This is a genomic window from Rhizobium sp. ERR 1071 (assembly GCF_007828675.1).
GTDB classification, from domain to species: domain Bacteria; phylum Pseudomonadota; class Alphaproteobacteria; order Rhizobiales; family Rhizobiaceae; genus Rhizobium; species Rhizobium dioscoreae.
The window spans coordinates 593,881-620,102 of record NZ_VITM01000001.1; the positions used below are offsets into that span (position 1 = coordinate 593,881).

The 26,222-nt window shown below is 59.8% G+C and carries 33 protein-coding genes; 9 read left to right on the top strand and 24 right to left on the bottom strand.

All coding sequences use genetic code 11. The annotated features are described in order from the left end of the window. Window positions 1-65: 65 nt before the first annotated feature. Complete coding sequence (locus FBZ99_RS02955; protein WP_113395823.1) at window positions 66-1,979, bottom strand: hypothetical protein; 1,914 nt, start codon at window positions 1,977-1,979, stop codon at window positions 66-68. Window positions 1,980-2,209: 230 nt separating this feature from the next. Here FBZ99_RS02955 and FBZ99_RS02960 point away from each other — a divergent pair, with 230 nt between their 5' ends. The 6 genes from FBZ99_RS02960 to FBZ99_RS02985 all read left to right on the top strand — a co-directional run bounded on the left by FBZ99_RS02960 (window position 2,210) and on the right by FBZ99_RS02985 (window position 5,633). Further along, window positions 2,210-3,226, top strand: a complete 1,017-nt coding sequence (locus tag FBZ99_RS02960; RefSeq protein ID WP_113352693.1) for a ketopantoate reductase family protein — start codon at window positions 2,210-2,212, stop codon at window positions 3,224-3,226. Window positions 3,227-3,361: 135 nt separating this feature from the next. Then, the gene (locus FBZ99_RS02965) at window positions 3,362-3,634 is read left to right on the top strand and encodes a hypothetical protein (RefSeq protein ID WP_145631326.1); all 273 of its coding nucleotides are present in this window, start codon (window positions 3,362-3,364) and stop codon (window positions 3,632-3,634) included. Between the two features lie 12 nt (window positions 3,635-3,646). Then, on the top strand, window positions 3,647-4,588 hold the full coding sequence (gene dapA / locus FBZ99_RS02970) for a 4-hydroxy-tetrahydrodipicolinate synthase (RefSeq protein ID WP_113352662.1): 942 nt from the start codon (window positions 3,647-3,649) through the stop codon (window positions 4,586-4,588). 141 nt (window positions 4,589-4,729) lie between these two features. Continuing rightward, window positions 4,730-4,927: a hypothetical protein gene (locus FBZ99_RS02975; RefSeq protein WP_113389575.1), complete on the top strand. Its 198-nt coding sequence runs from the start codon at window positions 4,730-4,732 to the stop codon at window positions 4,925-4,927. A 32-nt stretch (window positions 4,928-4,959) separates the two neighbouring features. Next, window positions 4,960-5,229: a hypothetical protein gene (locus FBZ99_RS02980; protein ID WP_113352664.1), complete on the top strand. Its 270-nt coding sequence runs from the start codon at window positions 4,960-4,962 to the stop codon at window positions 5,227-5,229. A gap of 95 nt (window positions 5,230-5,324) precedes the next feature. After that, window positions 5,325-5,633, top strand: coding sequence for a DUF1883 domain-containing protein (locus FBZ99_RS02985; RefSeq protein ID WP_113333532.1), 309 nt, complete (start codon window positions 5,325-5,327; stop codon window positions 5,631-5,633). Between the two features lie 32 nt (window positions 5,634-5,665). On the opposite strand, the gene FBZ99_RS02990 is transcribed toward FBZ99_RS02985, so the two are convergent. Both FBZ99_RS02990 and FBZ99_RS02995 read right to left on the bottom strand, forming a co-directional pair. Beyond that, window positions 5,666-6,982: a replication-associated recombination protein A gene (locus FBZ99_RS02990; RefSeq protein WP_112341028.1), complete on the bottom strand. Its 1,317-nt coding sequence runs from the start codon at window positions 6,980-6,982 to the stop codon at window positions 5,666-5,668. Continuing rightward, entirely contained in the window at window positions 6,979-8,382 is a 1,404-nt protein-coding gene (locus tag FBZ99_RS02995) for a DegQ family serine endoprotease (RefSeq protein WP_113333533.1), read from the bottom strand. The genes FBZ99_RS02990 and FBZ99_RS02995 overlap by 4 nt, the downstream gene beginning before the upstream one ends. A gap of 174 nt (window positions 8,383-8,556) precedes the next feature. On the opposite strand from FBZ99_RS02995, the gene FBZ99_RS03000 reads away from it, so the two are divergent. After that, window positions 8,557-8,904 carry a lysozyme inhibitor LprI family protein gene (locus tag FBZ99_RS03000; protein ID WP_113352666.1) on the top strand — a complete coding sequence of 116 codons (348 nt, stop codon included), beginning with the start codon at window positions 8,557-8,559 and terminating at the stop codon, window positions 8,902-8,904. A 211-nt stretch (window positions 8,905-9,115) separates the two neighbouring features. Here the strand turns inward: FBZ99_RS03000 and ilvD are convergent, their stop codons facing one another. Then, entirely contained in the window at window positions 9,116-10,954 is a 1,839-nt protein-coding gene (gene ilvD / locus FBZ99_RS03005; RefSeq protein WP_113352667.1) for a dihydroxy-acid dehydratase, read from the bottom strand. 338 nt (window positions 10,955-11,292) lie between these two features. Here ilvD and msrP point away from each other — a divergent pair, with 338 nt between their 5' ends. Together msrP and msrQ are read left to right on the top strand one after the other, a co-directional pair. Beyond that, complete coding sequence (gene msrP / locus FBZ99_RS03010; RefSeq protein ID WP_113352668.1) at window positions 11,293-12,243, top strand: protein-methionine-sulfoxide reductase catalytic subunit MsrP; 951 nt, start codon at window positions 11,293-11,295, stop codon at window positions 12,241-12,243. After that, window positions 12,240-12,896 (top strand): protein-methionine-sulfoxide reductase heme-binding subunit MsrQ, encoded by a 657-nt coding sequence (gene msrQ, locus FBZ99_RS03015; protein ID WP_113333536.1) that lies wholly within the window; start codon window positions 12,240-12,242, stop codon window positions 12,894-12,896. The genes msrP and msrQ overlap by 4 nt, the downstream gene beginning before the upstream one ends. Window positions 12,897-12,923: 27 nt before the next feature. Here the strand turns inward: msrQ and FBZ99_RS03020 are convergent, their stop codons facing one another. From FBZ99_RS03020 to rplX, 20 genes are all read right to left on the bottom strand, one after another. Then, on the bottom strand, window positions 12,924-13,814 hold the full coding sequence (locus tag FBZ99_RS03020) for an efflux RND transporter periplasmic adaptor subunit (protein WP_113333537.1): 891 nt from the start codon (window positions 13,812-13,814) through the stop codon (window positions 12,924-12,926). Continuing rightward, the gene (locus FBZ99_RS03025; protein WP_092715835.1) at window positions 13,811-14,020 is read right to left on the bottom strand and encodes a DUF1656 domain-containing protein; all 210 of its coding nucleotides are present in this window, start codon (window positions 14,018-14,020) and stop codon (window positions 13,811-13,813) included. The genes FBZ99_RS03020 and FBZ99_RS03025 overlap by 4 nt, the downstream gene beginning before the upstream one ends. Window positions 14,021-14,024: 4 nt before the next feature. Further along, the gene (locus tag FBZ99_RS03030) at window positions 14,025-16,097 is read right to left on the bottom strand and encodes an FUSC family protein (protein WP_113352669.1); all 2,073 of its coding nucleotides are present in this window, start codon (window positions 16,095-16,097) and stop codon (window positions 14,025-14,027) included. Beyond that, window positions 16,094-16,564 carry a MarR family winged helix-turn-helix transcriptional regulator gene (locus FBZ99_RS03035; protein WP_113352670.1) on the bottom strand — a complete coding sequence of 157 codons (471 nt, stop codon included), beginning with the start codon at window positions 16,562-16,564 and terminating at the stop codon, window positions 16,094-16,096. The genes FBZ99_RS03030 and FBZ99_RS03035 overlap by 4 nt, the downstream gene beginning before the upstream one ends. A gap of 188 nt (window positions 16,565-16,752) precedes the next feature. Further along, the gene (locus FBZ99_RS03040) at window positions 16,753-17,163 is read right to left on the bottom strand and encodes a ribosomal maturation YjgA family protein (protein WP_173004649.1); all 411 of its coding nucleotides are present in this window, start codon (window positions 17,161-17,163) and stop codon (window positions 16,753-16,755) included. 171 nt (window positions 17,164-17,334) lie between these two features. Then, window positions 17,335-17,757, bottom strand: coding sequence for a 50S ribosomal protein L17 (gene rplQ / locus FBZ99_RS03045; protein ID WP_069611907.1), 423 nt, complete (start codon window positions 17,755-17,757; stop codon window positions 17,335-17,337). Window positions 17,758-17,805: 48 nt separating this feature from the next. Further along, the gene (locus FBZ99_RS03050) at window positions 17,806-18,816 is read right to left on the bottom strand and encodes a DNA-directed RNA polymerase subunit alpha (protein WP_047634789.1); all 1,011 of its coding nucleotides are present in this window, start codon (window positions 18,814-18,816) and stop codon (window positions 17,806-17,808) included. Between the two features lie 103 nt (window positions 18,817-18,919). Next, window positions 18,920-19,309: a 30S ribosomal protein S11 gene (gene rpsK, locus FBZ99_RS03055; RefSeq protein ID WP_004118426.1), complete on the bottom strand. Its 390-nt coding sequence runs from the start codon at window positions 19,307-19,309 to the stop codon at window positions 18,920-18,922. A 131-nt stretch (window positions 19,310-19,440) separates the two neighbouring features. Then, window positions 19,441-19,809, bottom strand: coding sequence for a 30S ribosomal protein S13 (gene rpsM / locus FBZ99_RS03060; protein WP_004118424.1), 369 nt, complete (start codon window positions 19,807-19,809; stop codon window positions 19,441-19,443). Window positions 19,810-20,026: 217 nt separating this feature from the next. Beyond that, entirely contained in the window at window positions 20,027-20,677 is a 651-nt protein-coding gene (locus tag FBZ99_RS03065; protein WP_113333541.1) for an adenylate kinase, read from the bottom strand. Continuing rightward, window positions 20,674-22,014 (bottom strand): preprotein translocase subunit SecY, encoded by a 1,341-nt coding sequence (secY, locus tag FBZ99_RS03070; RefSeq protein WP_069611905.1) that lies wholly within the window; start codon window positions 22,012-22,014, stop codon window positions 20,674-20,676. The genes FBZ99_RS03065 and secY overlap by 4 nt, the downstream gene beginning before the upstream one ends. A 226-nt stretch (window positions 22,015-22,240) precedes the next feature. Then, window positions 22,241-22,711 (bottom strand): 50S ribosomal protein L15, encoded by a 471-nt coding sequence (gene rplO / locus FBZ99_RS03075; protein WP_069611904.1) that lies wholly within the window; start codon window positions 22,709-22,711, stop codon window positions 22,241-22,243. Between the two features lie 17 nt (window positions 22,712-22,728). Beyond that, entirely contained in the window at window positions 22,729-22,941 is a 213-nt protein-coding gene (gene rpmD / locus FBZ99_RS03080) for a 50S ribosomal protein L30 (protein ID WP_007690786.1), read from the bottom strand. A gap of 13 nt (window positions 22,942-22,954) precedes the next feature. Further along, the gene (rpsE, locus tag FBZ99_RS03085; RefSeq protein WP_004118414.1) at window positions 22,955-23,524 is read right to left on the bottom strand and encodes a 30S ribosomal protein S5; all 570 of its coding nucleotides are present in this window, start codon (window positions 23,522-23,524) and stop codon (window positions 22,955-22,957) included. Between the two features lie 130 nt (window positions 23,525-23,654). Beyond that, complete coding sequence (gene rplR / locus FBZ99_RS03090) at window positions 23,655-24,017, bottom strand: 50S ribosomal protein L18 (RefSeq protein ID WP_113352672.1); 363 nt, start codon at window positions 24,015-24,017, stop codon at window positions 23,655-23,657. A 12-nt stretch (window positions 24,018-24,029) separates the two neighbouring features. Then, the gene (gene rplF / locus FBZ99_RS03095) at window positions 24,030-24,563 is read right to left on the bottom strand and encodes a 50S ribosomal protein L6 (RefSeq protein WP_069611902.1); all 534 of its coding nucleotides are present in this window, start codon (window positions 24,561-24,563) and stop codon (window positions 24,030-24,032) included. Window positions 24,564-24,606: 43 nt separating this feature from the next. Further along, on the bottom strand, window positions 24,607-25,005 hold the full coding sequence (gene rpsH, locus FBZ99_RS03100) for a 30S ribosomal protein S8 (protein ID WP_015339607.1): 399 nt from the start codon (window positions 25,003-25,005) through the stop codon (window positions 24,607-24,609). Between the two features lie 12 nt (window positions 25,006-25,017). Further along, a complete protein-coding gene (rpsN, locus tag FBZ99_RS03105; protein ID WP_004118406.1) occupies window positions 25,018-25,323 on the bottom strand; it encodes a 30S ribosomal protein S14 in 306 nt (101 codons plus the stop codon). Between the two features lie 33 nt (window positions 25,324-25,356). Next, window positions 25,357-25,914, bottom strand: coding sequence for a 50S ribosomal protein L5 (gene rplE, locus FBZ99_RS03110; RefSeq protein ID WP_069611901.1), 558 nt, complete (start codon window positions 25,912-25,914; stop codon window positions 25,357-25,359). Further along, window positions 25,907-26,215, bottom strand: coding sequence for a 50S ribosomal protein L24 (gene rplX / locus FBZ99_RS03115; protein ID WP_069611900.1), 309 nt, complete (start codon window positions 26,213-26,215; stop codon window positions 25,907-25,909). Before rplX ends, rplE begins: the two co-directional genes overlap by 8 nt. Window positions 26,216-26,222 lie beyond the last annotated feature (7 nt).

The following is a 26,222-nucleotide window of genomic DNA, read 5'->3' on the forward strand; positions in this document are numbered from 1 at the left end:
CCTGTGTCGATCGGAAAACACTGACGTGAGTAAGGACGACGCTTACACCCGATGGCGGACTGCTGCTATGCCATGGTCACGTTCGGGATTGCCTTCCAGAAACCTGCCCGGCGCAGCCCTTCCCGATAGATGTCACGCTGCCATTGCTCCTTGAACGGCACGACGGAAAGCCATCGATCAACATCGAAATCCGGGTTGGTTCTTTGGACGCGCCGAACGAAAAAGCCTGCCTTTTCCTCATGCCCGAGCATCGCCCAGCTGGCCGCGGAAATCCTGTCCGCCAGGCATGCATTCGCCATTCGGCCGATATAATCGAGGGCAGCTTCGAAGCGACCGAGCGTATAGCTCGCCACGGAAGCAGTCCAAAGATAGGTATCGGGGCTTACCGGATTGAGCGCCATGGCGCTTTCAATCTTCGTCAGCGCCAGATCCGGCCGGGACGCATGAAGCAAAGCCTCTGCATGGTCGGCAATGATGCCGGCATGGCCCGGATTAAGGGCTTCAGCCAGTTTCAAGGCCTCGATGCTCTCCTCACTCGCCTTCCGGAAGACCTTCGTCATGCCAAGCTCGCGATAGCCGTCGGCGATATCGCGCCGCGCTGCGATGGCCTGCATCGCATAGCTTTCCGCCTCGTCCAGCAAGGCCGCATCGCCACCGAAGGTCAGTACCCATTCTTTGGAGTAGGTGCGGGCCATTGAGCTCAAGGCAGGCGCGAAGTGGCCGCCGATGCGCAGCGCCATCTCAAGCTCCCCACGCGCCCTCTGCAGATCGGGTACGGAGAGGCGCTCGATGTAACGCTTGCCGGCGAGATAGCGCTGATAGGCCGCTGGATTTTCCTCGAAATGCGACCTCATCATCTCCCGCCTTTCGATCTGCCCTGCAAGCGACAGCACGATATGACGTGCGACCGCCTGTCTCCGCTCTTCGGGCGAGGATTGTCCGAGGCTGGTGCGCTCGGCCCAGATGATTTCATCGCTTGCGGCGTCGACCAGTTGCGAAAACAGCAGCGGTCCGTTGTCGCGAAGGCTAAGCCGCATCTCGAGAAGGTAGGAGCGATCCCATTGGTCGAAAGTTGCAACGGCACGTTCCCCAGCCCTGCCAACCCGGACCGCCGTGTAACGATCCGCAATCTGAAGACTGTCCAGCGCGCAGAAACCGATTGTGATATCGTTCACGAGGGATGAGGCATCATAATCTTTCCCTTGACCCTCCGTGGAAGGCAGGAGCAGGAGGGGTATCTTCACCCTCGCTCGCGCAGCTGAAATCCGTTCATGGTGGGCATCCCCGGCTCGAATTTCCGAAGCATATTCCCGCTGCGCCGACCATGAGGCCAGCAGCGCGGCACGCTGCGCGAAAATCTGCCTGAAGTGCTCCACCTCACCTTCCGCATCGAATATCCGCAACAGGATGCGATGAATATCGCGATCTTCGGGATCTATACCAAAGACCAGGAGTGCCGCCTCTCTCACCAGAGCGACGTCCGCCATACCATTGGCTTCGGCGGCAGCGGCATTCAGCGCCGCCTTCAGTGCCGACAGATGCCTGCCGCTTTGCGCCTCCCGCCAATGAAAGAAAACCGCGCTCTGGCAATCTGTACCCTGCAGGAACTCCGCCGCGAGCGTCCTCACCAGCGATTGCAATCTTACAAAGATCGGTCTGCCATCATCCGTGCGCGCGAACCAGAGATCGGAGGTGGTTGGAGGCGCGTCGAGTTCGACGGCTGTCTCGCTGAAACGCAGAAATGATCTCCCGAGTGCTTCCTGACGAACCCTGACACGCGAAACCAGCTTGCGCAGATTGACCTGCGCACTGCCATTGTCGTCTCCCCACAAAAACCGGGCGATCGCGCTGCGCGACGCGCGCGACGTTGGTTCCAGCATCAGATAGACCAGGATCAACAGACCCTTTTCGGGAAAGGCGACCTCGTGACCATCGCCGTCCAAAAGCTTCAAACCGCCAAATGTATGGAGTGAAAACATAATCTGTTCACAAAATCCGGGTGAAGCAGCGACGGCTGAGAAGGTATTTCCTTTACCTGTTAACCCCATTCGCGCTTGGACGAGTATGGTGAAATTTCGATAAGGCTGTAGTGTGTCGGAAGGTCTGGCGATTTTCAATTCCAATTGCCGACAATCTGATAAACCACTCGCTGAATCACGGGCTCGCCATATCTTGGCAGAGCATGCGACTTCTTTCGGAGCATCAAATCATGACGCCCTCTCCCTTCAAGAACATCTGTGTCTACGGCGCCGGCGCACTCGGCGGGGCGATCGCGGCCAAGCTCGCCTCCGCCAAAGAAGCGCAGACCAGGATTTCCGTCGTAGCGCGCGGAGCCCATCTGGAGGCCATTCGCGCAGGCGGCATAAGCCTGTGGGAGGCGGATGCGGATAGTCCCCTCGTCGCGCAGATGACCGCAACGGCCGATGCTGGCGAACTTCCGCCGCAGGATCTTGTCATCACCGGCCTCAAAGGCCATCAGCTTGCGGCAGCTGTCCCCGGCATTGCGAAACTGCTGCATTCGGGCACCCGCGTCGTCATGATCCTCAACGGCGTTCCATGGTGGTATTTCCACCGGGACCGTCAAAGCGGCCATGCCGAGTACCAGATGGAAGAGCTCGATCCGAACGGCGATCTCTGGCGCCTGATCGGGCCGGAGCGCGTCATCGGCTGCGTTGCCTATCAGGGAGCGGAAGTCGTCGCACCCGGCGAGGTCAAGCTCGCCAACAACGGACATTTTATTCTTGGCGAACCTTCCGGCGAGACGACGGGCGATATCGAAGCCATCGCAGCACTGCTGCAGCGGGCCGGCGTCAATGTCTCGATTTCCTCGCGCATACGCGACGATATCTGGAGCAAGCTCATGGGCAACGCCGCCTTCAATCCAATCAGTGCGCTGACCCGCGGTTTGATGTCCGATATCATGGACGATCCTGCGCTTGCGACCATGGTCGGCCAAGTGATGAGCGAGGTAAAAGCCGTTGCCGAGGCTTTGGGATCGAACATCGCCATGTCCGTGGCGGAACGTCTTGAGCGTTCCCGTCAGATCGGACCCGTACGCACCTCGATGCTGCAGGATCTGCTTGCCGGCAAGGCGCTGGAAATCACGCCTCTCGTTGGTGTGGTCGTTTCGCTCGGAAAGCTCGTAAATGTGCCGACACCGGTCTCGGCGACGATCCTAGCGCTGGTGACGCAGCTCGACCGCAAGAACCGGCAAGGCGCCGAGTAAGCGGCGGCAGACTACACCAGATAATTTTTCGATGCTCCGGCAGCGGTCCGCAGACCAGTCTCCGGAGGAACTCCGGGCATGTCGGTTCTTTATATTTCACTTACGCCTTCGTCCTTGGCCCCGAATGGATTTCCTATGGGAGCCAGCGTTACGCTTACGGTGGAATATGGAGACAATCCCATGCTCGACATGCACGCCCCCAATCTTACGGAATCCATCCGCGTCCTCGTTCACAACAGCGACGAGAAGCATCATCGTGTTGCGGCATCAGCAGCAACAACGAAAAGATCACGCAAGCGCCCGCTTCATTCGCGCCAGGTCCGGGAAAAGCGCACCTTTCAGGCGATGTTCGCCTTCGGGCTGCTGCTCGGCGCCCTCGAGCTGTACATCGTGCTGCATTACCTCTGAGATCTCACAGAAATGACTAGACCGACTTTTCAAAGGCGCATCGGCGGTGCGATCACCGCGCTTGTGACGCCTTTCCGCGACGGCGTTTTCGATGGCGTCGACATGATGGCCCATATCGAGTGGCAGCTGCTAAGCGGGATCGATGGGCTTCTCGTCTGTTCGCTGATTGGCGAAGGCCCGACGTTGACTGAGGCCGAGCGCATTCGTGCCATCGAAATCTGCATCGAACTTTCGGAAGACAAGGTGCCCGTCATCGTCGCGACCGGAACCAACGACACGAAGACGACCCTGGAGGAAACGATACAGGCACAGCGCCTTGGCGCCGATGCGGCCTTCGTGACGGTCCCCTATTATTCCAAGCCGACGCAGAAGGGAATCATCCACCATTTCGAGCAGCTGGCGGCGCAGACCGAACTGCCGATCATCGTGCATAACCAGCCATCGCATACCGCAGTCGATCTCGCTCCCGCAACCGTCGCGCGGCTCGCCGAAATTCGAGGGATTATCGGGATCGCCGATAGCAGTAGCGACATCTCGCGCGTCGACCTCTGGCGCCCCCTTCTGCCGGAGCGGTTCGGCCTGTTTACCTCGAATGACGCCAGCGCATTCGGCTTTACGGCCGCAGGCGGTCATGGCTGCTTCTCGGGTGCGGCCAATATCGTTCCGCGGCTCTTTCAATCGATGCAGCATTCGGCTGCCTGCGGCAATGTCGGCGCGGCACAATCCATCGACGAGCGGTTGCAGCCATTGTTCAGCGCGCTCGCCCGCGAAAGCGAGCCGGCGACGGTCAAGCACGCCCTGTCACTGGTGAGAGATATCGAGGCGGAAGTTCGCCTGCCATTGGTCCGCGTCGGCACAGAGACGGCTGCGGCCATCCAGGCGGCAATCACCCCGTTTCAACTCGACGGCAGCGGCCGGTTCGCCTCGCGTCATGGCTATCGCCTGGGATTGTGAAATCGCCGCATCCCTATGAGATTTTTATATTTTTGCCGCTTCAGGCAAATGGAAAACCTAGCAACTCCCCCATAGATTCAACAGCGTAGCACCGGAAATGGTCTTATCGGACCCATGGTGCTGGTGGCACTGAAAGGAACTATGATGTCACGCTACAGGCATGTCGGCCTATCCGCCGACCCTCTCCAACGCCCTCGTGCCGCCGTGTTTGCGCGCAACGAGCGGCTCTTCTCTTCGGACGCATTGCTGGACGGAATTCGCTCCGTCGCTCCGCGCCTCGGACTTGTCCTTCTGATCGCTGCCGCTCTGCAAATGGCGCTGTATCTGACCGGACACTGAGTAAAATCGAAGAGATCCAAGAGGAAATAACAATGGCAAACGCACAGCATATTCAGCGGCGCTCGGCTCACAGCACGATTTCCCCGGCTCCGGCCCGCTTCATCATCGGCCGCGACCGCCGCGGCAGCTGGATCGTTCAGGACCGGCAAGGCCTTGTCGGCGGCCTGTTCCGCAATGAAGCAGCCGCCCTGCACTTCGCAGCTGAAGAATGCAACCACAATCCGGCTGATATCTGCCTGGCGCCCGAAGGTGCTGTCCTCGATCTGGACAGCTTCGTCCAAGCCGCTTCCAATCTGCACTGAATTGACCCTTGGCAGGCTTCGACAGCATCTCGCCGAACGCTTCCTTAACCGCCCTTAGGTAAGCTTTCGGCCAGATATCCAAAGAACAGAAAGCCATGTCGAAGCCTGCCTTCCGCTACAGCCACTACGATCTCGGGGAACAGCGCGCCGGAACGGTGATCGAAATCACGCTCTCGGCCGTTGCCAATGTCAGGCTGATGAACGGCTCGAATTTCGAGCGCTTCACCGAAACGCTGAAGCATCAGTTTCTCGGCGGTGTCGCCAAGAAATCGCCGATACGGCTGGTCATTCCGGAGGCCGGCCATTGGCATCTGGTGGTCGATATGGAAGGTCATAAGAGCCTGGCGGAATCGAGCGTCAAAATGGTGGACAGGGTAACCGTTCCACGCATGCAAAAAGCATAGCGGCAATCCGTCACCGTCAGGTGATATATGGACTAGCGTTCACCGCGTTCCTTGCGCAGCTTCGACCACCAGTCCAGCCGCTTGCGGATCTCACGCTCGAAACCCCGCTCCGGCGGATCGTAGAAGGTCTGGCGACCCATCTTCTCCGGAAAGTAATTCTGGCCTGAAAAGGCATCTGGCTCGTCGTGATCGTAGCGATAACCATCGCCATAGCCTTCGGTACGCATCAGCTTGGTCGGTGCATTCAGAATGTGCTTGGGCGGTAGAAGCGAGCCGTTCTGCTTGGCGGCCTGGGTCGCGGCCTTGAAGGCCGTGTAGACGGCATTGGATTTCGGGGCGGTAGCGAGATAGACGCAGGCCTGGGCCAGCGCCAGCTCACCTTCCGGCGACCCCAGATAATCATAGGCGTCCTTAGCAGCATTACAGATGACAAGCGCCTGCGGATCGGCAAGACCGATATCCTCCACCGCCATGCGCACCAGTCGGCGTCCAAGATAGAGCGGATCCTCGCCGGCATCGAACATACGGGCGAGATAGTAGAGAGCGGCATCGGGGTCGGAACCGCGGACAGATTTATGCAACGCCGATATCAGATTGTAGTGACCGTCCTGCGCCTTGTCATAGACGGGCGCGCGGCGCTGGACAATTTTGACCAGCATGTCGGGATCGAAAAGCTCGTCCTTGCGGGCAGCACGCCAGACTTCTTCCGCCAGCGTCAGCACCGAGCGGCCATCGCCGTCGGCCATGCGGATCAGGCTGGCGCGAGCATCCTCCGTCAGCGGCAGCGGCTTGCCTTCCACCGTTTCGGCGCGGCGCAGCAGTTCTTCCAGGCTTTCCTCATCATGCGAACGGAATGTCAGAACGCGGGCCCGGGAAAGAAGAGCGGCGTTGAGTTCGAAGGATGGATTTTCCGTGGTTGCGCCAACGAGAATGACGGTGCCGTCTTCCATAACGGGCAAGAAGCTATCCTGTTGGGCGCGATTGAAGCGATGGATCTCGTCAACAAACAGCAGGGTCTGGCGGCCATCCATTCGCCGCAACCTTGCCGCCTCGAACACCTTCTTCAGATCGGCGACACCGGAGAAAATTGCCGAGATTTGCTCGAAGGCGAGACCCGCCTCGCCCGAAAGCAGTCTTGCAACGGTCGTCTTGCCGGTGCCTGGCGGCCCCCAGAAGATCATCGATCCCAGCGAGCCCGCCTCGATCATCCGGCGCAATACGCCGTCCTCGCCCGTCAGATGTGCCTGACCGGTGACTTCGGCCAATGTTTGCGGCCGCAGACGGTCGGCGAGAGGCCGCTTATTGGCGACCTCCTCCGGTATCCGCGGTGCAAACAGGTCATCGCTCATCGGAAGAACTGCCTGATACGCTGGCCGTCGCGCTCGATCTCGACGCGCCAGAAGCTGGGGTTTGACGTGACGGTCTTCTGAAGGATTTCCGTCGTGTTGATCGCCACCCCATTTATGGAAATGACGATATCGCGGGCGGCAAATCCAAGCCGGTCGGCCGGCGAATTCGGCTTCAGGCTTTCGATGACGACACCCGTGGAATCCGGCGGCATATGCAGGTCATCGGCAACGCGCGGTGAAAGATTGGCAACGGTCGCGCCGGAGAAAGGATTGTTACCCTCGATCACCCGCTCGTCGCGCGGCGTGGATTCGGGGGCGGCGGCGAGCGTCATCGTGGCCTGATGCTCCTTCCCATTGTCGAGCACCGTCAATGCCACTGTCGCACCAAGGCCAGCCGTCGTCAGGCGATAGCCTAGCGCATCGGGATGCTCGATTGAAATGTTATTCAGCGCCGTGATCACCTCACCGGGCTTCAGGCCCGCCTTGGCCGCCGGACCGCCATCGACGACCTTGGTCACCAGCGCACCGCGCACCTTGTCAAGGCCGAGTGCTTCGGCAACATCGGATGTCACCGGCTCGAAGGAGGCGCCGATATAGGGCCGCTCGAAAGACTTGTCGCCACGATCGGCGGCGGCGAGGAAGACCTTGACCAGATTGGCGGGGATGGCGAAGCCGATACCATTGGAGCCGCCGCCCTGGGAGAAGATCGCCGTATTCAGCCCGATCAGCTCGCCGGTCATGTTGACGAGCGCGCCGCCCGAATTGCCGGGGTTGATCGAAGCGTCGGTCTGAATGAAGAAGCCGACCTCGTTCTTGACCTGATTGCGGGCAAGGGCCGAAACGATGCCGCTCGTTACCGTCTGTCCCACGCCGAAGGGATTGCCGATGGCGAGCACGAGATCGCCGACCTCGATGCCATCGGAATTGCCGAGCGGCAGAACCGGGAAAGTCTCATTCTTCGACTGGATCTTCAGGACGGCGAGGTCCACACGATCGTCCTTCAGCACGACCTTGCAGGGAAATTCGCGGCCGTCCGAAAGCGCGATCTTGATGTCGTCAGCGCCGTCGACAACGTGGTTATTGGTGATGACGGTGCCATTTGCCTCCACGATGACGCCGGAGCCCAGCGACGACTGCTTCTCGGTGCGATTCGGCATGCGCTGTCCGAAGAATTGCTCGAAGAAGGGATCGCCGGCAAAGGGGGACTGACGCTGCACGACACGCTCGGCATAGACGTTCACGACAGCGCCCGCCGTCTGTTTGACCAGCGGGGCGAAGGAAAGCTGCATCTGAGTCTGGCTTTGCGGCAGCGTCTTCGCTGTCTGAGCCTCAGCGGAAAGCGGCATCGCCATGACGAGGGCAATCATCGAAACGGCAGTGCGCTTTAGGAGGAGGTGCATGAAATTTCCCTTTTTAATTCTCTTTAAACAACGTTGTAGCGCCCGAAGCTAGAAAGAAAAGGGGGCGGAACCATGAAGCATAAATGGAGTTTTGCAGCGATAAAAAACAGGCTCGCTGAACAAAAACATGCTGTCATGCATTTCGCGTTGGGAATCGTTAAAAGGGAACCAGACATGCGATTGATCCATCTTGCCGCCGCCACTTTTCTCGTCTCTCTGGGTATGGCCGGCACTTCCCGTGCCGCCAGCTTCGATTGCGAGGCGCAGAATCTGAAGCCGGACGAGAAGACGATATGCGACGTTCGCGCTCTCAACGATGCCGATGTGAAAATGGTGACGACCTTCGACCTGCTCTCGGGCCTCCTCGCCATGGGTGCACGGGGCACGATGCAGGACCAGCAGACGGAGTGGCTGAAGAAGCGGCAGGCTTGCGAGGCGGATGTCGCCTGCTTGAAGACGTCCTACGAGGAGCGCCTGAAGGTGCTGAACGACACCTACAAGCAGATCAATCGGCCGCTGTAAGAGTTTGGTTTGAATGGCTTAAAGGTTTTCGCTGGGATGTCCCCTCGCCCCGCCTGCGGGGAGAGGGCTAGGGTGAGGGCCAAGCACAGCGACAGCCAAATTCCGCCGCTGCGATAAAGCTCGAAGGCCCCTCATCCGTCCTCTCGCGGCCGAGCCATGCTCGACCGTTCGAGTCCACCTTCTCCCCGCTGTGCGGGGAGAAGGGGTCTAGTTACTTCCCACCCAGATCGCGAACTGCGCCGCGATCCGCGCTGGTCGCGAATGCAGCATAGGCCTTCAACGCCGTGGTGACGTTGCGCTTGCGCACTTCCGCCGGATGCCAACCCCTAGCATTCTGGGCTTCGCGGCGAGCGGCAAGCTCCTTGTCGTCGACGCGCAGGCTGATGATGCGGTTCGGGATGTCGATGTCGATCATGTCGCCTTCGCGCACCAGACCGATCGTGCCGCCATTGGCCGCTTCCGGAGAAACGTGACCGATCGACAGACCCGAGGTGCCGCCGGAGAAGCGGCCGTCGGTGATCAGCGCGCAGGCCTTGCCAAGGCCTTTCGACTTCAGATAGCTCGTCGGATAGAGCATTTCCTGCATGCCGGGACCGCCCTTCGGGCCTTCGTAGCGGATGACGACGACGTCGCCGGCCTTGATCTCATTGCTGAGAATGCCCTTGACGGCAGCATCCTGGCTTTCGAAGACCTTGGCCGGGCCGGAGAACTTCAGGATCGATTCATCGACACCGGCTGTCTTCACGATGCAGCCATCGAGCGCCAAGTTGCCCTTGAGGACAGCCAAACCGCCATCCTTGGAGAAGGGATGCTCGACGGAGCGGATGACGCCCTTCTCGCGATCGGTATCGAGCTCCTCCCAGCGGGCGTTCTGGCTGAAGGCAACCTGGGTCGGAATGCCGCCCGGAGCCGCGCGGAAGAATTCGCGCACCGTCTCGCTGTTGGTGCGGGTGATGTCCCAGCGATCGATGGCGTCGCCGATGGTCTCGGAATGCACGGTCGGGCAATCGCGGTTGATGAGACCGCCCTTATCGAGCTCGCCGAGGATCGACATGATACCGCCGGCGCGGTGCACGTCTTCCATGTGGACGTCGTTCTTTGCCGGTGCAACCTTGGAGAGGCATGGTACGCGGCGCGACAGCGCATCGATGTCGGCCATGGTGAAATCGACTTCGCCCTCATGCGCGGCCGCCAAGATGTGCAGAACCGTGTTGGTCGAGCCACCCATGGCAATATCGAGCGCCATGGCATTCTCGAAGGCCTGCTTGGAGGCAACGGAACGCGGCAGGATCGATGCATCGTCCTGCTCGTAATAACGGCGGGCGAGATCGACGACCAGATGGCCGGCTTCGACGAAGAGGCGCTTGCGGTCGGCGTGGGTGGCGAGCGTCGAGCCGTTGCCAGGCAGCGATAGGCCGAGCGCTTCGGTCAGGCAGTTCATCGAATTGGCCGTGAACATGCCCGAGCACGAGCCACAGGTCGGACAGGCGGAGCGCTCGATGACCTGAACATCTTCATCGCTGATCTTGTCGTCAGCGGCGGCAACCATGGCGTCGACGAGATCGAGCGCATGCTTCTTGCCGTGCAGGACGACCTTGCCGGCCTCCATCGGGCCGCCGGACACGAAGACCGTCGGAATATTCAGGCGCAGCGAGGCCATCAGCATGCCGGGGGTGATCTTGTCGCAGTTGGAGATGCAGACCATGGCGTCGGCGCAATGCGCATTGACCATATATTCGACGCTGTCGGCGATCAGCTCGCGCGACGGCAGCGAATAGAGCATGCCGTCATGGCCCATGGCGATACCGTCGTCGACGGCGATGGTGTTGAATTCCTTGGCAACACCGCCGGCGGCCTCGATTTCGCGCGCGACCAGCTGGCCGAGATCCTTAAGGTGAACGTGGCCGGGCACGAACTGAGTGAAGGAGTTGACCACCGCAATAATGGGCTTGCCGAAATCGCTGTCCTTCATACCCGTTGCGCGCCAAAGGCCGCGCGCACCGGCCATGTTGCGGCCGTGGGTGGTTGTTCTGGAACGATAAGCTGGCATGGTGTCTTCCTCGTCATCTTGGAAATTGTGCGGCGCCGGGCATCGGCCAAGGGTTTCAGGCCGAAGAGCGCCGGCAACTCCGCTTTTTGGAATTGTCGTAATCCAATCGTGCAGTACTGTCACTATCAACTCAAGCGAATCCGGTACGCCGCCGGGCAAGGGCCACGTCCGGGCAAACAAGTCGCTCGACCAAAGTTGGGAACGAAACAGCCCGATCACAAGCGCACACAAAAAGTTGCTTTCACTTCCAAAGAAATGCCGGCCTAAGAGTGTAACAAAACCTGTGTCCGTTGCGTATCGCTCATATCGAAGCTGCTATCGCATAAAGGAATTGTTCCATGGCCGCCTATCGCCCGCCGAAAATCGCATCCTCCGAGATCACACCCCGCTCGATCTATCTGAAGCGGCGCGAGTTCCTGACGGCGGCCGCGGCCGGTATCGGCGTGGCGGCTATCGGCGGCAAGACGGCGCTGGCCGAAGCCCTGACGGCGACCAAGAGCAATTACACGGTCGATGAGAAGCTGACGCCGCTCAAGGACGTCACCACCTACAACAATTTCTACGAATTCGGCCTCGACAAGTCCGATCCGGCCAGCCTCTCAGGCAAGTTCAAGCCGCGTCCCTGGACGGTCAAGGTCGACGGCATGGTCAACAAGCCCGGCACGTTCGATATCGATGCGCTGATCAAGGAGTTCCCGCCGGAAGAGCGGGTCTATCGCATGCGCTGCGTCGAAGCCTGGTCGATGGTGATCCCATGGGACGGCTTCCAGCTTTCCGCCCTGCTCGACAAGGTGGAGCCGCAGGGCAGCGCCAAATATGTGGCCTTCGAGACTGTCGTGCGGCCGGAAGAAATGCCGGGGCAATCGGGCCTCCTGCAATCTCTCAACTGGCCCTATGTCGAGGGGCTGCGCCTGGACGAGGCGCGCAATCCGCTGACGCTGCTTGCCGTCGGCCTCTATGGCGAGACCCTGCCGAACCAGAACGGCGCGCCGATCCGGCTCGTCGTGCCGTGGAAATATGGCTTCAAGGGCATCAAGTCGATCGTGCGCATCACGCTCACCGACAAGCAGCCGCTGAATACATGGCAGGCGACCAACAGCCAGGAATATGGCTTCTACGCCAACGTCAATCCGGCTGTCGATCATCCGCGCTGGAGCCAGGCGACGGAACGGCGCATCGGCGAAGGCGGCTTCTTCGGCTCCAATCGTCACCCCACCCTGCCCTTCAACGGCTATGCCGATCAGGTTGCCAGCCTCTATAGCGGCATGGATCTCAGGGTGAATTTCTGATGGCCCTCTCCTTCGCTCTCCCAAAACGCTGGCAACCCGCCTCCGTCTGGGCGCTCTACTTTGTCGGACTTTTACCGGCCGCCTGGGAGTTCTATCTCGGGGCGACGGATCAGCTCGGCGCCGACGCGGTGAAGACGTTCGAGCTCTTCCTGGGACTATGGGCGATCCGCTTTCTGCTGCTGACACTTGCTGTCACGCCGCTTCGCGATCTCTTCGGCTGGAACTATCTGCGCTATCGCCGCGCACTCGGTCTGCTCTGCTTCTACTACGCGCTGATGCACCTGACCGTCTATATGGTTCTCGATCAGGCGTTGGACGTGCAGGCCGTCATCGATGACGTATTGAAGCGGCCCTTCATCATGTTCGGCATGGCAGGGCTTGTCATGCTGCTGGCCTTGGCCGTGACGTCGAACAATTTCTCGATCAAGCGTCTCGGCAAGAAATGGATCTGGCTGCATCGCCTCGTCTATATCATCGCCGCCTGCGGTGCTCTGCACTTTGCGCTATCAACTAAGGTCCTCTCGGTGGAGCAGTTCATCTATATCGGCCTGCTGATCGCCATGATCCTATACAGATCCTACCGGCCGATCATGATGGAGAGGCGGCGGGCAGCACGTAGGCCAGCTGCGGCCTCTAGCTCCAGAGCGGCCTGAGGGAGGCCGCTCTCCCTTCAAGCGAAGTCATTCCGCAGCGCTGGCGATCTTTGCTTGGCCCTGTTCCTGCACTTCGACGGTCGCCGTGAGGCCGGCGATGAGCTTCGTGCCATCGGGTACCTTGTCGAGCGCGATGCGCACCGGCACACGCTGCGCCAGGCGTACCCAGCTGAAGGTTGGCGTGATATTGGCAAGCAGGCTGCCGGAGGTGCGCTCGCGGTCCTCGATGCCGTAAGCGATGCTCTCGACATGACCGGTCAGCTTCTCGGCCTGCCCCATCAAGTGGATATGAACTTCGTCGCCGATCTGGATGCGCGGCAGCTTGGTTTCTTCGAAATAGCCTTCGACGCGCAGGGAATCGCTGTCGATGAGCGCGACCTTTGCGGTCCCGGCGGAAACATAGTCGCCCGGACGCAGGCTGAGGTTCGAGATCGTGCCGTTGACGGTGGCGCGAACCTCGGAGCGGTCGAGATTGAGCTGGGCGAGTTCGCGATTGGCAGTCGCCTGACGAACGGCAGCCTCATCCTGCTGCACGGTGGTCAGCGCCTGCTCCTTCTGCTGCAGGGAAGCGGCATCACCAAGGCGAGCCTGCCGCGCGCTTTCGCGCTGAGCTTGCTCAAGAGCCGCCTTGCTGCTTGCAAGGGCTGCATCCGCCTGTTCAAGCGCGATGGCGAAACGATCGCGATCGACGCGGAAGAGGATATCGCCCTTCTTGACGGTCTGGTTGTCCTTGACGAGGACCTCGCTCACGAGACCGGAGACATCGGGGGCGATGCCGACGACATCGGCCCTGAGACGCGCATCGCGCGTCCATGGTTCATCCATGTAATGGCCCCAGAGCTGGCGGCCGACATAGACGGCGGCAATAACGAAGATGAGAGTGACGGCCACACGGCCGATGAGTTTGAACGCGTTCATGTGAAATACCAACGGGAGACTGAGGAGACGGCGCCGAGCAGCAGGACGTAAAGCGCGAGATCGAAAAGACCGCGATGCCAGACCAGAGTGTAGACTCCGATCCATGCCAGCAGGCGTCGAACGACAATGACGACAAACAGCGTCAGGAGCATGAGAACGAGAAGGCGCGGGATATAAACGCCATAAAGATCGAATTCTGCGGGCATGATATTACTCGGCGGCAATGGGAAGAGGTTGAGTTGTATCGGATAGCGGTGGCCGCCAGCTCGCCGGCGGCTCGGCATGGGGGAAGAGCGCCCGGCGAAGGCCGACGAGCGCATCAAGGCTCGCCCGACCGGATTGCCGCTTTTCCTGTGCGACGGCTTCGAGGCTATGGTCGATCGACACACGCAGTTCCTCGGCCGGATCCACAGCCCGTTTTGCCTTCAGCCGCGAACGATAGAAATCCGATACGCCGATCAGGACTTCGCTGACCGATGCAGCGGCAGCCGGCTTCAGCTGGCCACGCTCTTTCTGAAGCATCAGCACGTTGAAGCCGAGACGGACATCGGCGTAACCGTCGACCTTTTTCAGTTCGCGGTCCTCGATGCCTGCAAGACGGGGGACGAGCTGGCCCAGGCGGTCGAGGATGCGGCCTGAGAGGCGTTCATGATCGGCACGGCGGATGCCGGCGGCAGTTTCGGCCAGATCTCTCCAGCCGGCCCGCACCAGCCGCCAGGCGGCAAGCTCGGATCCGAATGGGCGGGTAAGCAAAGTCCAGACCAAGGCGAAGCCAACACCGGCCAGAGCGGCGATCGCACTGTTGGTGAAGCTGGCGAAATCGGCGGTGTAACGATCCTGCAGCGCGATGAAACTTGCACCGTTCACCGCCAGCAGCATGCCGAGCATGTTGGTCTGCGGGCGGGTAATCAGGATACCCATCACCAGGAAGGGCGGCGCAAAGACCAGCACCAGCATTTCAAAGCCGGAAATCGACGGCAACACGCCAAAAATATAGACGCAGGCGATGACCAGGCTCACCGCAGTCCAGATGAACATGGTGGTGATGAAGGGCGCGGGACGATCGAGCGCGGCGAAAAACGAGCAGGCAACGGCCACCATGGCGATGAAGCCGGCGCCATCCGCCCAGCCGGAATAGATCCAGAAGAAGCAGGCGACGGCAATTCCGGCGATGACGCTACCGGCCGAGAAGGCAAGCAGGGCGTAATCATAATGCCTGCTGCGACCGACGACATTGCGATAGCGGAAGGCGGGGCGCCAGGTGCCGACCTGCTGTCCCGAGACGATCTGGGCGCGCAGCGTCAGGCAATCCTGCCACAAGTCGACGATTTCCTTGAGGCGAGCGAGAGCGCTCGACCGGACGAGATCGTCCCAGCCGATATCGAGGTCGTTCTCCTGCAACTCCTCGATCTTCCGCGACAAGGTCTCAGCGGTCTCGTCGGCCTTGCCGCGACCACCCTGCCCCAGCCAATCGGCCACCTCATTCAATACAACGACCAATTCCTGCGGTAGCGGCTTGCCACCAGCCTTCAAGGCGTGCAGGCGATCGGCAAGGGAGGAGAAGAGCGGCAGCAGCATCAGCAGGCGGCCGCGCAGCTCGCGCGAATGCCTGACGATGTCGCGGCTGCCGGCATCATAGCGCAACTGGCTGATGACGAGATCCAGGCCGGAAACGTCGGCGGCAAGCTTCTGCCGCTTCAAGGGCGTTGCCGGCGAAGCGCCCTCGCCGCGCAGGATCTCGTCGGCCCAGGTGCCGGCGTCGTCCAGCCAGGAACCTATACGCTGGCCGAGGACGGTGCCGACGCTGCTCGGAAAGACGACGGCGCTAACCACGCTCGCACAGACGATGCCGATGAGAATTTCCTCAGAGCGGGCAAGCGCGACATCGAAAATGGTTTCGGGCGAGCCGACGGTCGGCAGCGCGATCAGCGGCAACGTATAGCCGGCCAGCATGAAGACATAGCTGCGCGACGTGCGGTCGAGCATCGAGATGAACAGCAAGGTGCCGGTCCATAGCGCGACAACGATCGAAAGCAGTTCCGGCGCGTTGACGAAGAGCGGGATGAAGATCACCGATGCGGTGGCACCGATAAGCGTGCCGAGCGCGCGGTAAAGCCCCTTGGAGCTGGTCGCGCCGGCAAGAGGATTGGCGACCACATAGACGGCGGCCATCGCCCAATAGGGACGCGGCAGATCGAGCGACAGGGCGATGAACAGCGCCATAATCGCAGCGATGAAGGCTTTGACGGAAAATAACCACTCGCGCCAGGATGGAATGCTCATGAGACCTTCTCCGGCTCCGGTTCGACGGCTTTGGATGCCTCAAACTCCTCGAAAGCCTTCAGGACGCGAACCGCAGCTTCGATATCCGCGGGGTCGACATTGGCGAGGATCTTGCCACGCAGCTCATCAAGTACGTCTTCCATACGGGAGGCCAGCTTTTCGCCTTCCGGCGTCAGCCACAGGCCTTTCGCGCGTCGATCCGTCGGATCATCCTTGCGGATGACAAGATCCATGCTTTCGAGCTGATCGATCAGCCGAACCAGAGACGGGCCTTCGATGCCGACATAAGTGGCGAGCACCACCTGCCGCACGCCGCCTCCCAGGCGACCGATCCAAAGCAGCGGCGCGGCCACCGCCTCAGATATGCCATGGGAGCTCAGCGCGAGATCGACCGCCCGTCGCCATTGGCGGCCGGTCGTCAGCAGGTTTGCGGTGAATACGCGTTGCAGGGCATTGGACGAGTTCATGAGAACCTATTAGCACTAAACTAATTAGGATTCAAATTATTATTATCGAAAGCGCTATATGGAATGCGAAATGCAGCTATGCAGATATCGAGAGAGCCGTGGTAACCGGCCCGGATCGCAAGCGACCGATAGTCTAATAAATCACTTAGTAATGATCGACGTCGCCGAGATAAAAGTGGGCAAGAACATCATGCTGAGCGCTTCGGCCCGAATAGGATGCGATGAAGCGCCAACGCCAGCGCGATGCCGGCGGCATAGGCGACGATATTCCAGAGCGAGAATACCCTGCCCAGCAACAGGGCTCCGGCGGCAGTCAATCGAAAGGCGTCAAGATCAGGCGTGTGCCAAAGCCTGAAAAACTCTACGGCGATCGCGACGAGCAACGCCGCCACGGCAATCCTGACACGTCCCGAAGACACGAATATTGTCGCCAGGAGCCAATAGACCATCGCTCCCCACAATAACGAGCCGCCATATTTGACGATCGCGAAAGGCAGATCGAGCGCATAACCATAGCGCCGCAATGCAAGACCGGCGGCGATGGTCACCAGGAGCGCGAGGAACAGAAGCAGTCTCTCACGCGTCAATTTTCGCTGCATGTCCCACGATGCTCCCTGCTCTAACGCCACCTGAGCCGAATGCGACTCAGCAAGGCTGATTGCGATACTCCAAAGCAATCAGGGAGATTGAAAGACCGCTCCAGTCGCGGAAACGACAAAAGGCCGGATGATCGCTCATCCGGCCTTCAATTTCTGATCCGAAGCTTAGCCTTAAGCGGCTGCGGCTTCTTCTTCAGCGGCAACGCGAGCCTTGTCGGCTGCGCCCTTGGCATTGACGTCGCGATCGACGAACTCGACGACTGCGAGAGCGGCATTGTCGCCCTGGCGGAAGCCGGCCTTCATGATACGCAGGTAGCCGCCATTGCGGGTGGCGTAGCGGGTTGCGATCGCGTCGAACAGCTTCGAAACGACGGCGACGTCGCGGATCTGCGAGATGGCCTGACGACGAGCGTGCAGGTCGCCGCGCTTGCCGAGGGTTACCAGCTTCTCGACGATCGGGCGAATTTCCTTCGCCTTCGGGAGCGTGGTGACAATCTGCTCATGGGTGATGAGCGAAGCCGCCATGTTGGCGAACATCGCCTTACGATGGCTAGCGGTTCTATTCAGCTTGCGGCCGGCTTTACCGTGGCGCATGGCTATTCTCCTTCACTTGCAGGCATCGTTCGCCCGCAGTTTGATTGGTTAGTATTGGTCTTCGTATCGCTTGGCGAGATCTTCGATGTTCTCAGGCGGCCATGCCGGCACTTCCATGCCGAGGTGCAGGCCCATGGAAGCGAGAACTTCCTTGATTTCGTTCAGCGACTTGCGACCAAAATTCGGCGTGCGGAGCATTTCTGCTTCGGTCTTCTGAATGAGGTCGCCGATGTAGACGATGTTGTCGTTCTTCAGGCAATTTGCCGAGCGAACGGACAGTTCCAGCTCGTCCACCTTCTTGAGGAGCGCCGGGTTGAAAGCGAGTTCGGTGACTGCTTCTTCTTCGGCTTCCTTCTGCGGCTCGTCGAAGTTGACGAACACGCCAAGCTGATCCTGGAGGATGCGAGCCGCGAAAGCGACGGCATCTTCACCGCTGATCGAACCGTCGGTTTCGATCGACATGCTCAGCTTGTCGTAGTCGAGAACCTGTCCTTCGCGGGTATTTTCAACCTTGTAGGACACCTTCTTGACCGGCGAATAGAGGCTGTCGACCGGGATGAGGCCGATCGGAGCGTCTTCCGCACGATTGCGCTCGGCGGGCACATAGCCCTTGCCGTTGTTGACGGTGAATTCCATGCGGATTTCGGCGCCCTCGTCGAGCGTGCAGATGACATGCTCGGGGTTGAGGATTTCGATATCGCCGACCGTCTGGATGTCGCCAGCCGTTACAACGCCTGGGCCTTGCTTGCGGACGACCATGCGCTTGCTGTCATCGCCGTCCATCTTGATGGCGATTTCCTTGATGTTCAGCACGATATCCGTCACGTCTTCCCGGACGCCCGGGATAGAGGAGAACTCATGCAATACGCCGTCGATCTGCACGGCCGTCACAGCGGCACCGCGCAGAGAGGACAGCAGAACGCGACGCAGCGCGTTGCCGAGGGTGAGACCAAAGCCACGCTCCAGCGGTTCCGCCACGAGCGTTGCCTTGGTGCGGCCGCTCGAGGTGAACTCGACCTTGTTGGGCTTGATCAGTTCCTGCCAGTTTTTCTGAATCATGTTTTTGCCTTCCGTTCGTTGCCACCATCCAATCGTGGCAACCGAGCTTGAGTAACACCAAGCCGGGCGCATCTACCCCGGCCGGTGTCGTGAGTGGCGATGATCAGACGCGACGCTTCTTGCGCGGGCGGCAACCATTGTGCGGGATCGGGGTCACGTCGCGGATGGACGTGATCATGAAACCAGCAGCCTGGAGCGCGCGCAGAGCGGATTCACGACCGGAGCCCGGACCGCAAACTTCAACTTCGAGCGACTTCATGCCGTGTTCCTGAGCCTTCTTGGCGCAATCTTCGGCAGCGATCTGGGCTGCGAACGGGGTCGACTTGCGCGAACCCTTGAAGCCCTTGGCACCAGCGGACGACCAGGCAATCGCGTTGCCCTGTGCGTCGGTGATGGTGATCATCGTGTTGTTGAAGGTCGAGTTGACGTGTGCGACGCCCGACGTGATATTCTTGCGCTCGCGACGACGAACGCGGACGGCTTCCTTGGCCATGTTAGTCCTTTCTTGGATCTCTGCACCGCCGTAATCCCAGCGGCTACACCGAAGCGACACCCATGGAGCACCGCTTCAAACTCAAAAGAGGCCGGCGGACCGCCAGCCTCCCAAATCCGGCTGCCCGGAAATTACTTCTTCTTACCGGCGATCGCCTTTGCCGGACCCTTGCGGGTGCGGGCATTGGTGTGCGTGCGCTGACCACGAACCGGCAGGCCGCGGCGATGACGCAGACCGCGGTAAGAACCCAAGTCCATAAGACGCTTGATGTTCATCGCGGTTTCGCGACGCAGATCACCTTCGACCTGATAGTCACGGTCGATGGTTTCGCGGATCTGCAGAACCTCAGCATCGGTCAACTGGTTGACGCGACGCTCGGCCGGAATACCGACCTTCTCGCAGATTTCCTGTGCAAACTTCGGTCCGATCCCGTGAATGTAACGAAGCGCAATAACTACGCGCTTTGCAGTCGGGATGTTGACGCCAGCGATACGAGCCACGCCTGTTCTCCTTGCATTCCTTTTGCCTTGGCAAAGGGTCTTGTTATGCAGCCCGGGAGCTGCTTGTTCAATGTGTGTCCGCAACATGTCAAAACGACCGTACCCGGACTTCCCGTTGGAAATCCGCGCCGATCGCATGGCATGTCGCGAGTTGGCGCGGTGTTTAGCGGAATCAGCGCAAAAAAGCAACCGCTCCGGCAAGTTTATTTTAGGCTATCTAAAGCTTAGCCAGGATAGCCTCTATGCTTTCGGTCACATGTTCGATATCGGCCATGCCGTCGATGCTCTGCAACTTGCCCTTGGCATAGTAGTAACCGATCAGCGGCGAGGTCTCCTTGTAGTAGACCTGAAGACGGGTCGCCATGGTTTCGGCATTGTCATCCGGGCGGCGCTTGAAATGCGTCGAGCCGCATTTGTCGCAGACACCGGCATTTGCCGGAACCTTGTCAGTGTCGTGATAGACACTGCCGCAATTCGAGCAGGAATAGCGGCCAGAGACGCGGCGAATCAGTTCGGCGTCGTCCACTTTGAGCTCAATCACGACGGAGAGCTCGAGGCCCTTCGCGCTAAGCATCTTCTCCGTTGCATCAGCCTGTACAAGAGTGCGCGGGAAACCATCGAGAATGAAACCCTTGGCACAATCCGGCTGATCGATGCGTTCGGAAACGATCGCGTTGACGATCTCATCCGAAACAAGCTTGCCGGCGTCCATGACAGCCTTGGCGCGCTTGCCAACTTCCGTGCCGGCCTGAACGGCCGCACGCAGCATATCGCCAGTGGAAAGCTGCGGAATGCCATGCTTTTCCACGATGCGCTGGGCCTGGGTCCCCTTACCTGCTCCCGGCGGCCCTAAAAGTATGAGTCTCATCGCCCCCTCTTTCCTCCACGCAACTTCGATTTCTTGATCAGGCCTTCATATTGCTGTGCGATCAGGTGACCCTGAATCTGCGCCACCGTATCCAGCGTTACGCTAACCACGATCAGAAGCGAAGTGCCACCCAGAGACAAGGGAATACCTGTCTGGGATACGAGAATTTCGGGCAGGATGCAGACGAAGACAAGATAGATCGCGCCGATGACCGTGATGCGGGTCAGTACGTAATCGATATATTCGGCGGTGCGCTCACCCGGACGGATACCGGGAATGAAACCGCCGTGCTTCTTCAGATTGTCGGCCGTGTCCTTCGGATTGAAGACGAGAGCCGTGTAGAAGAAGGCGAAGAAGGCGATCAGAGCGGCGTAGAGCACCATATAGACGGGCTGTCCGTGGCCGAGCGCTGCAACGATGGACGTTACCCAGGCCGGAAGCGCGGTGTTGTTGCCGAGACCGGCGACGGTTGCCGGCAGCAGAAGCAGCGACGACGCGAAGATCGCCGGGATGACGCCCGAAGTGTTCAGCTTCAGCGGCAGGTGCGACGTATCGCCCTGGAACATGCGCGTGCCAACCTGGCGCTTCGGATATTGGATCAGCAGGCGACGCTGCGCGCGCTCGACGAAGACGATGAGCGCGATGACCAGAATAGCGACGACCAGCACGGCGAGAATAAGAGGCGTGGAAAGCGCGCCCGTGCGGCCAAGCTCAAGGGTACCGGCGAGCGCAGTCGGAAGACCGGCGGCGATACCCGCGAAGATGATCAGCGAGATGCCGTTGCCGATACCGCGCGACGTCACCTGTTCGCCAAGCCACATCAGGAACATGGTGCCGCCAAGCAGCGTTATGACGGTGGAAATACGGAAGAACCAGCCGGGATCGACGACGACGCCGTTGCCATGCTCCAGGCCGATCGCAATGCCATAGGCCTGCAATGCGCCGAGCAGCACCGTGCCGTAGCGGGTGTACTGGTTGATGATCTTGCGGCCCTGCTCGCCTTCCTTCTTCAGGTTCTCGAGCGAGGGAACAACCGACGTCATCAGCTGAACGATGATCGAGGCGGAAATATAGGGCATGATGCCGAGCGCAAAGATCGCCATGCGCTGCACGGCGCCGCCCGAGAACATGTTGAAGAGGCCGAGAATGCCGCCCGACTGATTCTGGAAAGCCTGGGCGTAGGCGGCAGGATTGAGGCCAGGAAGCGGAATGTGGGTGCCGAGCCGGTAGACGAGGAGAGCGCCGAGGGTAAACCACAGGCGCTTCTTGAGATCCTCGGCTTTGGCAAAGGTCGAAAAATTGAGGTTGGACGCCAATTGTTCCGCTGCAGAAGCCATGCAAATCTCCGCATCACCAATTCCGGCATAGTCGGCCGAGTCCGGAATCAGTCTGTAAATTGTTCAAAAGCCGGGCTTCGGACGGATTGCGCTGCAATCGGGCGCCTCACCCTTGGTTCCCGTTATCGATCGGAAAGACACTTGCCGCATCGATCAGATTCGTGAGGCTCACATATGGGAGCAAAATCGCCCGAAGTGAAGTCACTTCGGGCGATTATTGATAATATTATTCTGCGGCAGCAGCGAGCAGCTTGACGGAACCGCCAGCCTTTTCGATCTTCTCGACTGCGGACTTGGAAGCGCCTGCAACTTCAAGAGCAAGCTTCGCCTTCAGTTCGCCGTCCGAGAGAACCCGAACGCCATCCTTGACGCGGCGAATAACGCCGGCAGCCTTGAGAGCTGCTGCATCAACAGTGCTCTTGGCATCGAGCTTGCCGGCATCGACGGCAGCCTGGATGCGTGCCAGCGATACGACAACGTAGTCGGATGCGAAGATGTTGTTGAAGCCGCGCTTCGGCAGACGACGGTAGATGGGCATCTGACCGCCTTCGAAGCCGTTGATCGCAACGCCCGAACGGGACTTCTGACCCTTCACACCACGGCCACCGGTCTTGCCGGAGCCGGAGCCGATGCCGCGGCCGAGGCGCTTGCGGCTGTGGGTCGAGCCTTCGTTATCCTTGATTTCATTCAGTTTCATAGCGAATTACCTCCGGCTCACTTCTCGTCGACAACGCGAACGAGATGCTGGACAGCACGGATCATGCCACGAACAGCCGGAGTATCTTCCAGCGTGCGGCGACGGTGCATTTTGTTCAGTCCGAGACCGATCAGCGTCTTCTGCTGAACATCCGGACGGCGGATCGGGCTGCCAATCTGCTCGACCGTAACGGTCGCCTTAGCTTCAGCCTTCTTGGTCGTCTTGGCCATAGGTCAAACTCCCTTATTCTTCGGAGGCGTTGCCCGAAGCGGCGCGGCGAGCCTGCAGGGTGGCATACTTGATGCCGCGCTGAGCTGCGATGTCCTTCGGGTGAACCTGGTGCTTCAGGGCGTCGAACGTGGCGCGAACCATGTTGTACGGGTTCGACGAACCGGTCGACTTGGCAACGACGTCATGAACGCCGAGCGTTTCGAAAACGGCGCGCATCGGGCCGCCGGCGATGATACCGGTACCGACCTTGGCCGAGCGCAGCAGAACCTTGCCGGCGCCATGACGGCCATGAACGTCGTGATGCAGCGTACGGCCGTCGCGCAGCGGTACGAAGATCATGTCGCGCTTGGCGCTTTCGGTTGCCTTGCGGATGGCTTCCGGCACTTCGCGTGCCTTGCCATGGCCGAAGCCTACGCGGCCCTTCTGGTCGCCAACGACGACGAGAGCGGCGAAGCCGAAGCGACGGCCACCCTTAACAACCTTGGCGACGCGGTTGATCGCGACCAGCTTGTCGACGAATTCGCTATCGCGCTCTTCACGGCTCTGACGGTCTTCCCGCGGAGCCCTCTTTTCCTGTGCCATTGTCCTCTTCCTTTTTCTTTTCCGGGTGCAACGGGCAAACAAAACGAAGACCGCATGAACCTCCCCACGGAGATTTGCGGTCCGGTGAATATCCGGCCGGCATCCTTGAGATCACCGGCCGGAAATCTGATTAGAAGGTCAGGCCGCCTTCGCGGGCTGCTTCAGCCAGGGCCTTGATACGGCCGTGATAGATGAAAGCGCCGCGATCGAACACGACTTCCTTCACGCCGGCCTTGGAGGCGCGCTCGGCAACGAGCTTGCCAACGAGGGCTGCGGCTGCGGTATCGGCACCGGTCTTCAGAGAACCGCGCAGATCCTTGTCGAGGGTGGAGGCAGCCGCGATGGTCTTGCCAGCCACATCATCGATGATCTGAGCGTAGATGTTCTTCGACGAGCGATGAACCGACAGGCGCGGACGGCCATTGGCCACCGCCTTGATTTGACGGCGCACGCGGTTGGCGCGACGCGCAAGTGCTTCTTTCCTGCTAGCCATTTCGCGTGTTCCTTACTTCTTCTTGCCTTCTTTGCGGACGATCCGCTCTTCGGCATACTTAACGCCCTTGCCCTTGTAGGGCTCAGGACCGCGATATTCGCGGATTTCAGCGGCAACCTGACCAACCTGCTGCTTGTTGATGCCGGTGACGACGATTTCCGTCGGCTTCGGCACAGCAATGGTGATGCCCTGCGGCGGCTGATAAATCACGTCGTGGCTGAAGCCGAGCGCCAGCTGCAGGTTCTTGCCCTGCATGGAGGCACGGTAGCCGACGCCGTTGATTTCGAGCTTGCGCTCGTAGCCGTCCTTAACACCCTTGAAGATGTTCTCGATCATGGTGCGGGACATGCCCCACTTTGCGCGAGCATCCTTGGAGTCGTTGAGCGGCGTCACGACGATTGCATTGTTTTCCAGCTTGAGACCGATTTCGTCGTTAGCGACGAAAAACAGCTCGCCCTTGGGGCCCTTGGCAGTCACTTTCTGGCCATCAACCGTGGCCGTGATCCCTGCAGGTACCTGAACGGGCTTCTTACCGATACGAGACATTTTTCAAACCTGTCTGTTTCGAAGGAGATATCTCTGTTCGATCTTAGAAGACCGAGCAGAGAACCTCGCCACCAACATTCTGTTCGCGAGCCTGGTGATCGGCCATCACACCCTTCGGAGTCGAAAGGATGGTGATGCCGAGACCGTTCGCGACCTGCGGAATGGACTTGACCGAGACATAAACCCGGCGGCCCGGCTTAGACACACGGCCGATCTCGCGGATCACCGAAGCGCCTTCGTAGTACTTGAGTTCGATGTTGAGCTCAGACTTGCCGTTGCCGAAATCGACGACGGAATAGCCACGGATGTAGCCTTCAGCTTGGAGCACATCGAGAACGCGTGCACGGAGCTTGGACGCAGGCGTCGAAACCGACGACTTGCGGCGCGAAGCGCCATTGCGGATGCGGGTGAGCATATCGCCCAAAGGATCAGTCATAGACATCTAATCTGCTCCTTACCAGCTGGACTTGACGATGCCCGGCACCTTGCCGAGATTGCCGAGTTCACGCAGCGCGATACGCGACATGCGCAGTTTGCGGTAGTAGGCGCGCGGACGGCCAGACACTTCGCAACGGTTGCGAATACGGGTCTTCGATCCATCGCGCGGGAGCGATGCCAACTTCAGAGTGGCCTTGAACCGGTCTTCGATCGAGAGAGACTGGTTCATGATGATTGCCTTGAGAGCAGCCCGCTTCGCGGCCTGGTTGGCAACCGTATTGCGGCGGCGCTTGTTCTTTTCAACTGCGCTTGTCTTCGCCATATCAGGGTTCCTTTTCTACGCTCGTCGTTACGGTTATTGACGGAACGGGAAGTTGAACTCTTTCAGAAGAGCCCGTGCTTCGTCGTCGGTCGTCGCCGTCGTGCAAACGATGATGTCCATGCCCCACATCTGATCAACCTTGTCGTAGTTGATCTCAGGGAACACAATGTGCTCCTTGATGCCCATGGCAAAATTGCCACGACCGTCAAAGCTCTTCGGGTTCAGGCCGCGGAAGTCGCGAACGCGCGGAAGCGCGATGTTGACCAGACGATCCAGGAACTCATACATGCGGGCGCCGCGCAGCGTCACCTTGGCGCCGATCGGCATGTTTTCGCGGACCTTGAAGCCAGCGATGGAGTTGCGCGCGCGGGTAATGACCGGCTTCTGGCCAGCGATGGCCGCCAGGTCGGCAGCAGCAACGGTCGGCTTCTTCGAATCAGCCGTCGCTTCGCCAACGCCCATGTTGATCACGATCTTGTCCAGCTTCGGGATCTGCATCTCGTTAGCGTAGGAGAACTGCTCCTGCATGGCTGCACGGATGCGAGCAACATATTCCTTCTTGAGCCGCGGCTCGTACTTTGCCTCAGCCATCGATCACTTCTCCCGAGGTCTTGGCCACACGGACCTTCTTGCCATCCACAACCTTGAAACCGACGCGGGTCGGCTTGCCGTCCTTGTCGACGATCGCAATGTTGGACAGGTGAAGCGGGGCTTCCTTGCTGATGATGCCGGCTTCCTGGTTCTGCGTCTGGCGCTGATGGCGCTTGATGACGTTGACGCCACGAACGACCGCACGGTCTTCCTTCGGCAGCACTTGAATGACTTCGCCGGTACGGCCCTTGTCCTTACCGGTCAATACGACAACCTTGTCGCCTTTACGGATCTTCTGCATCGCTCCG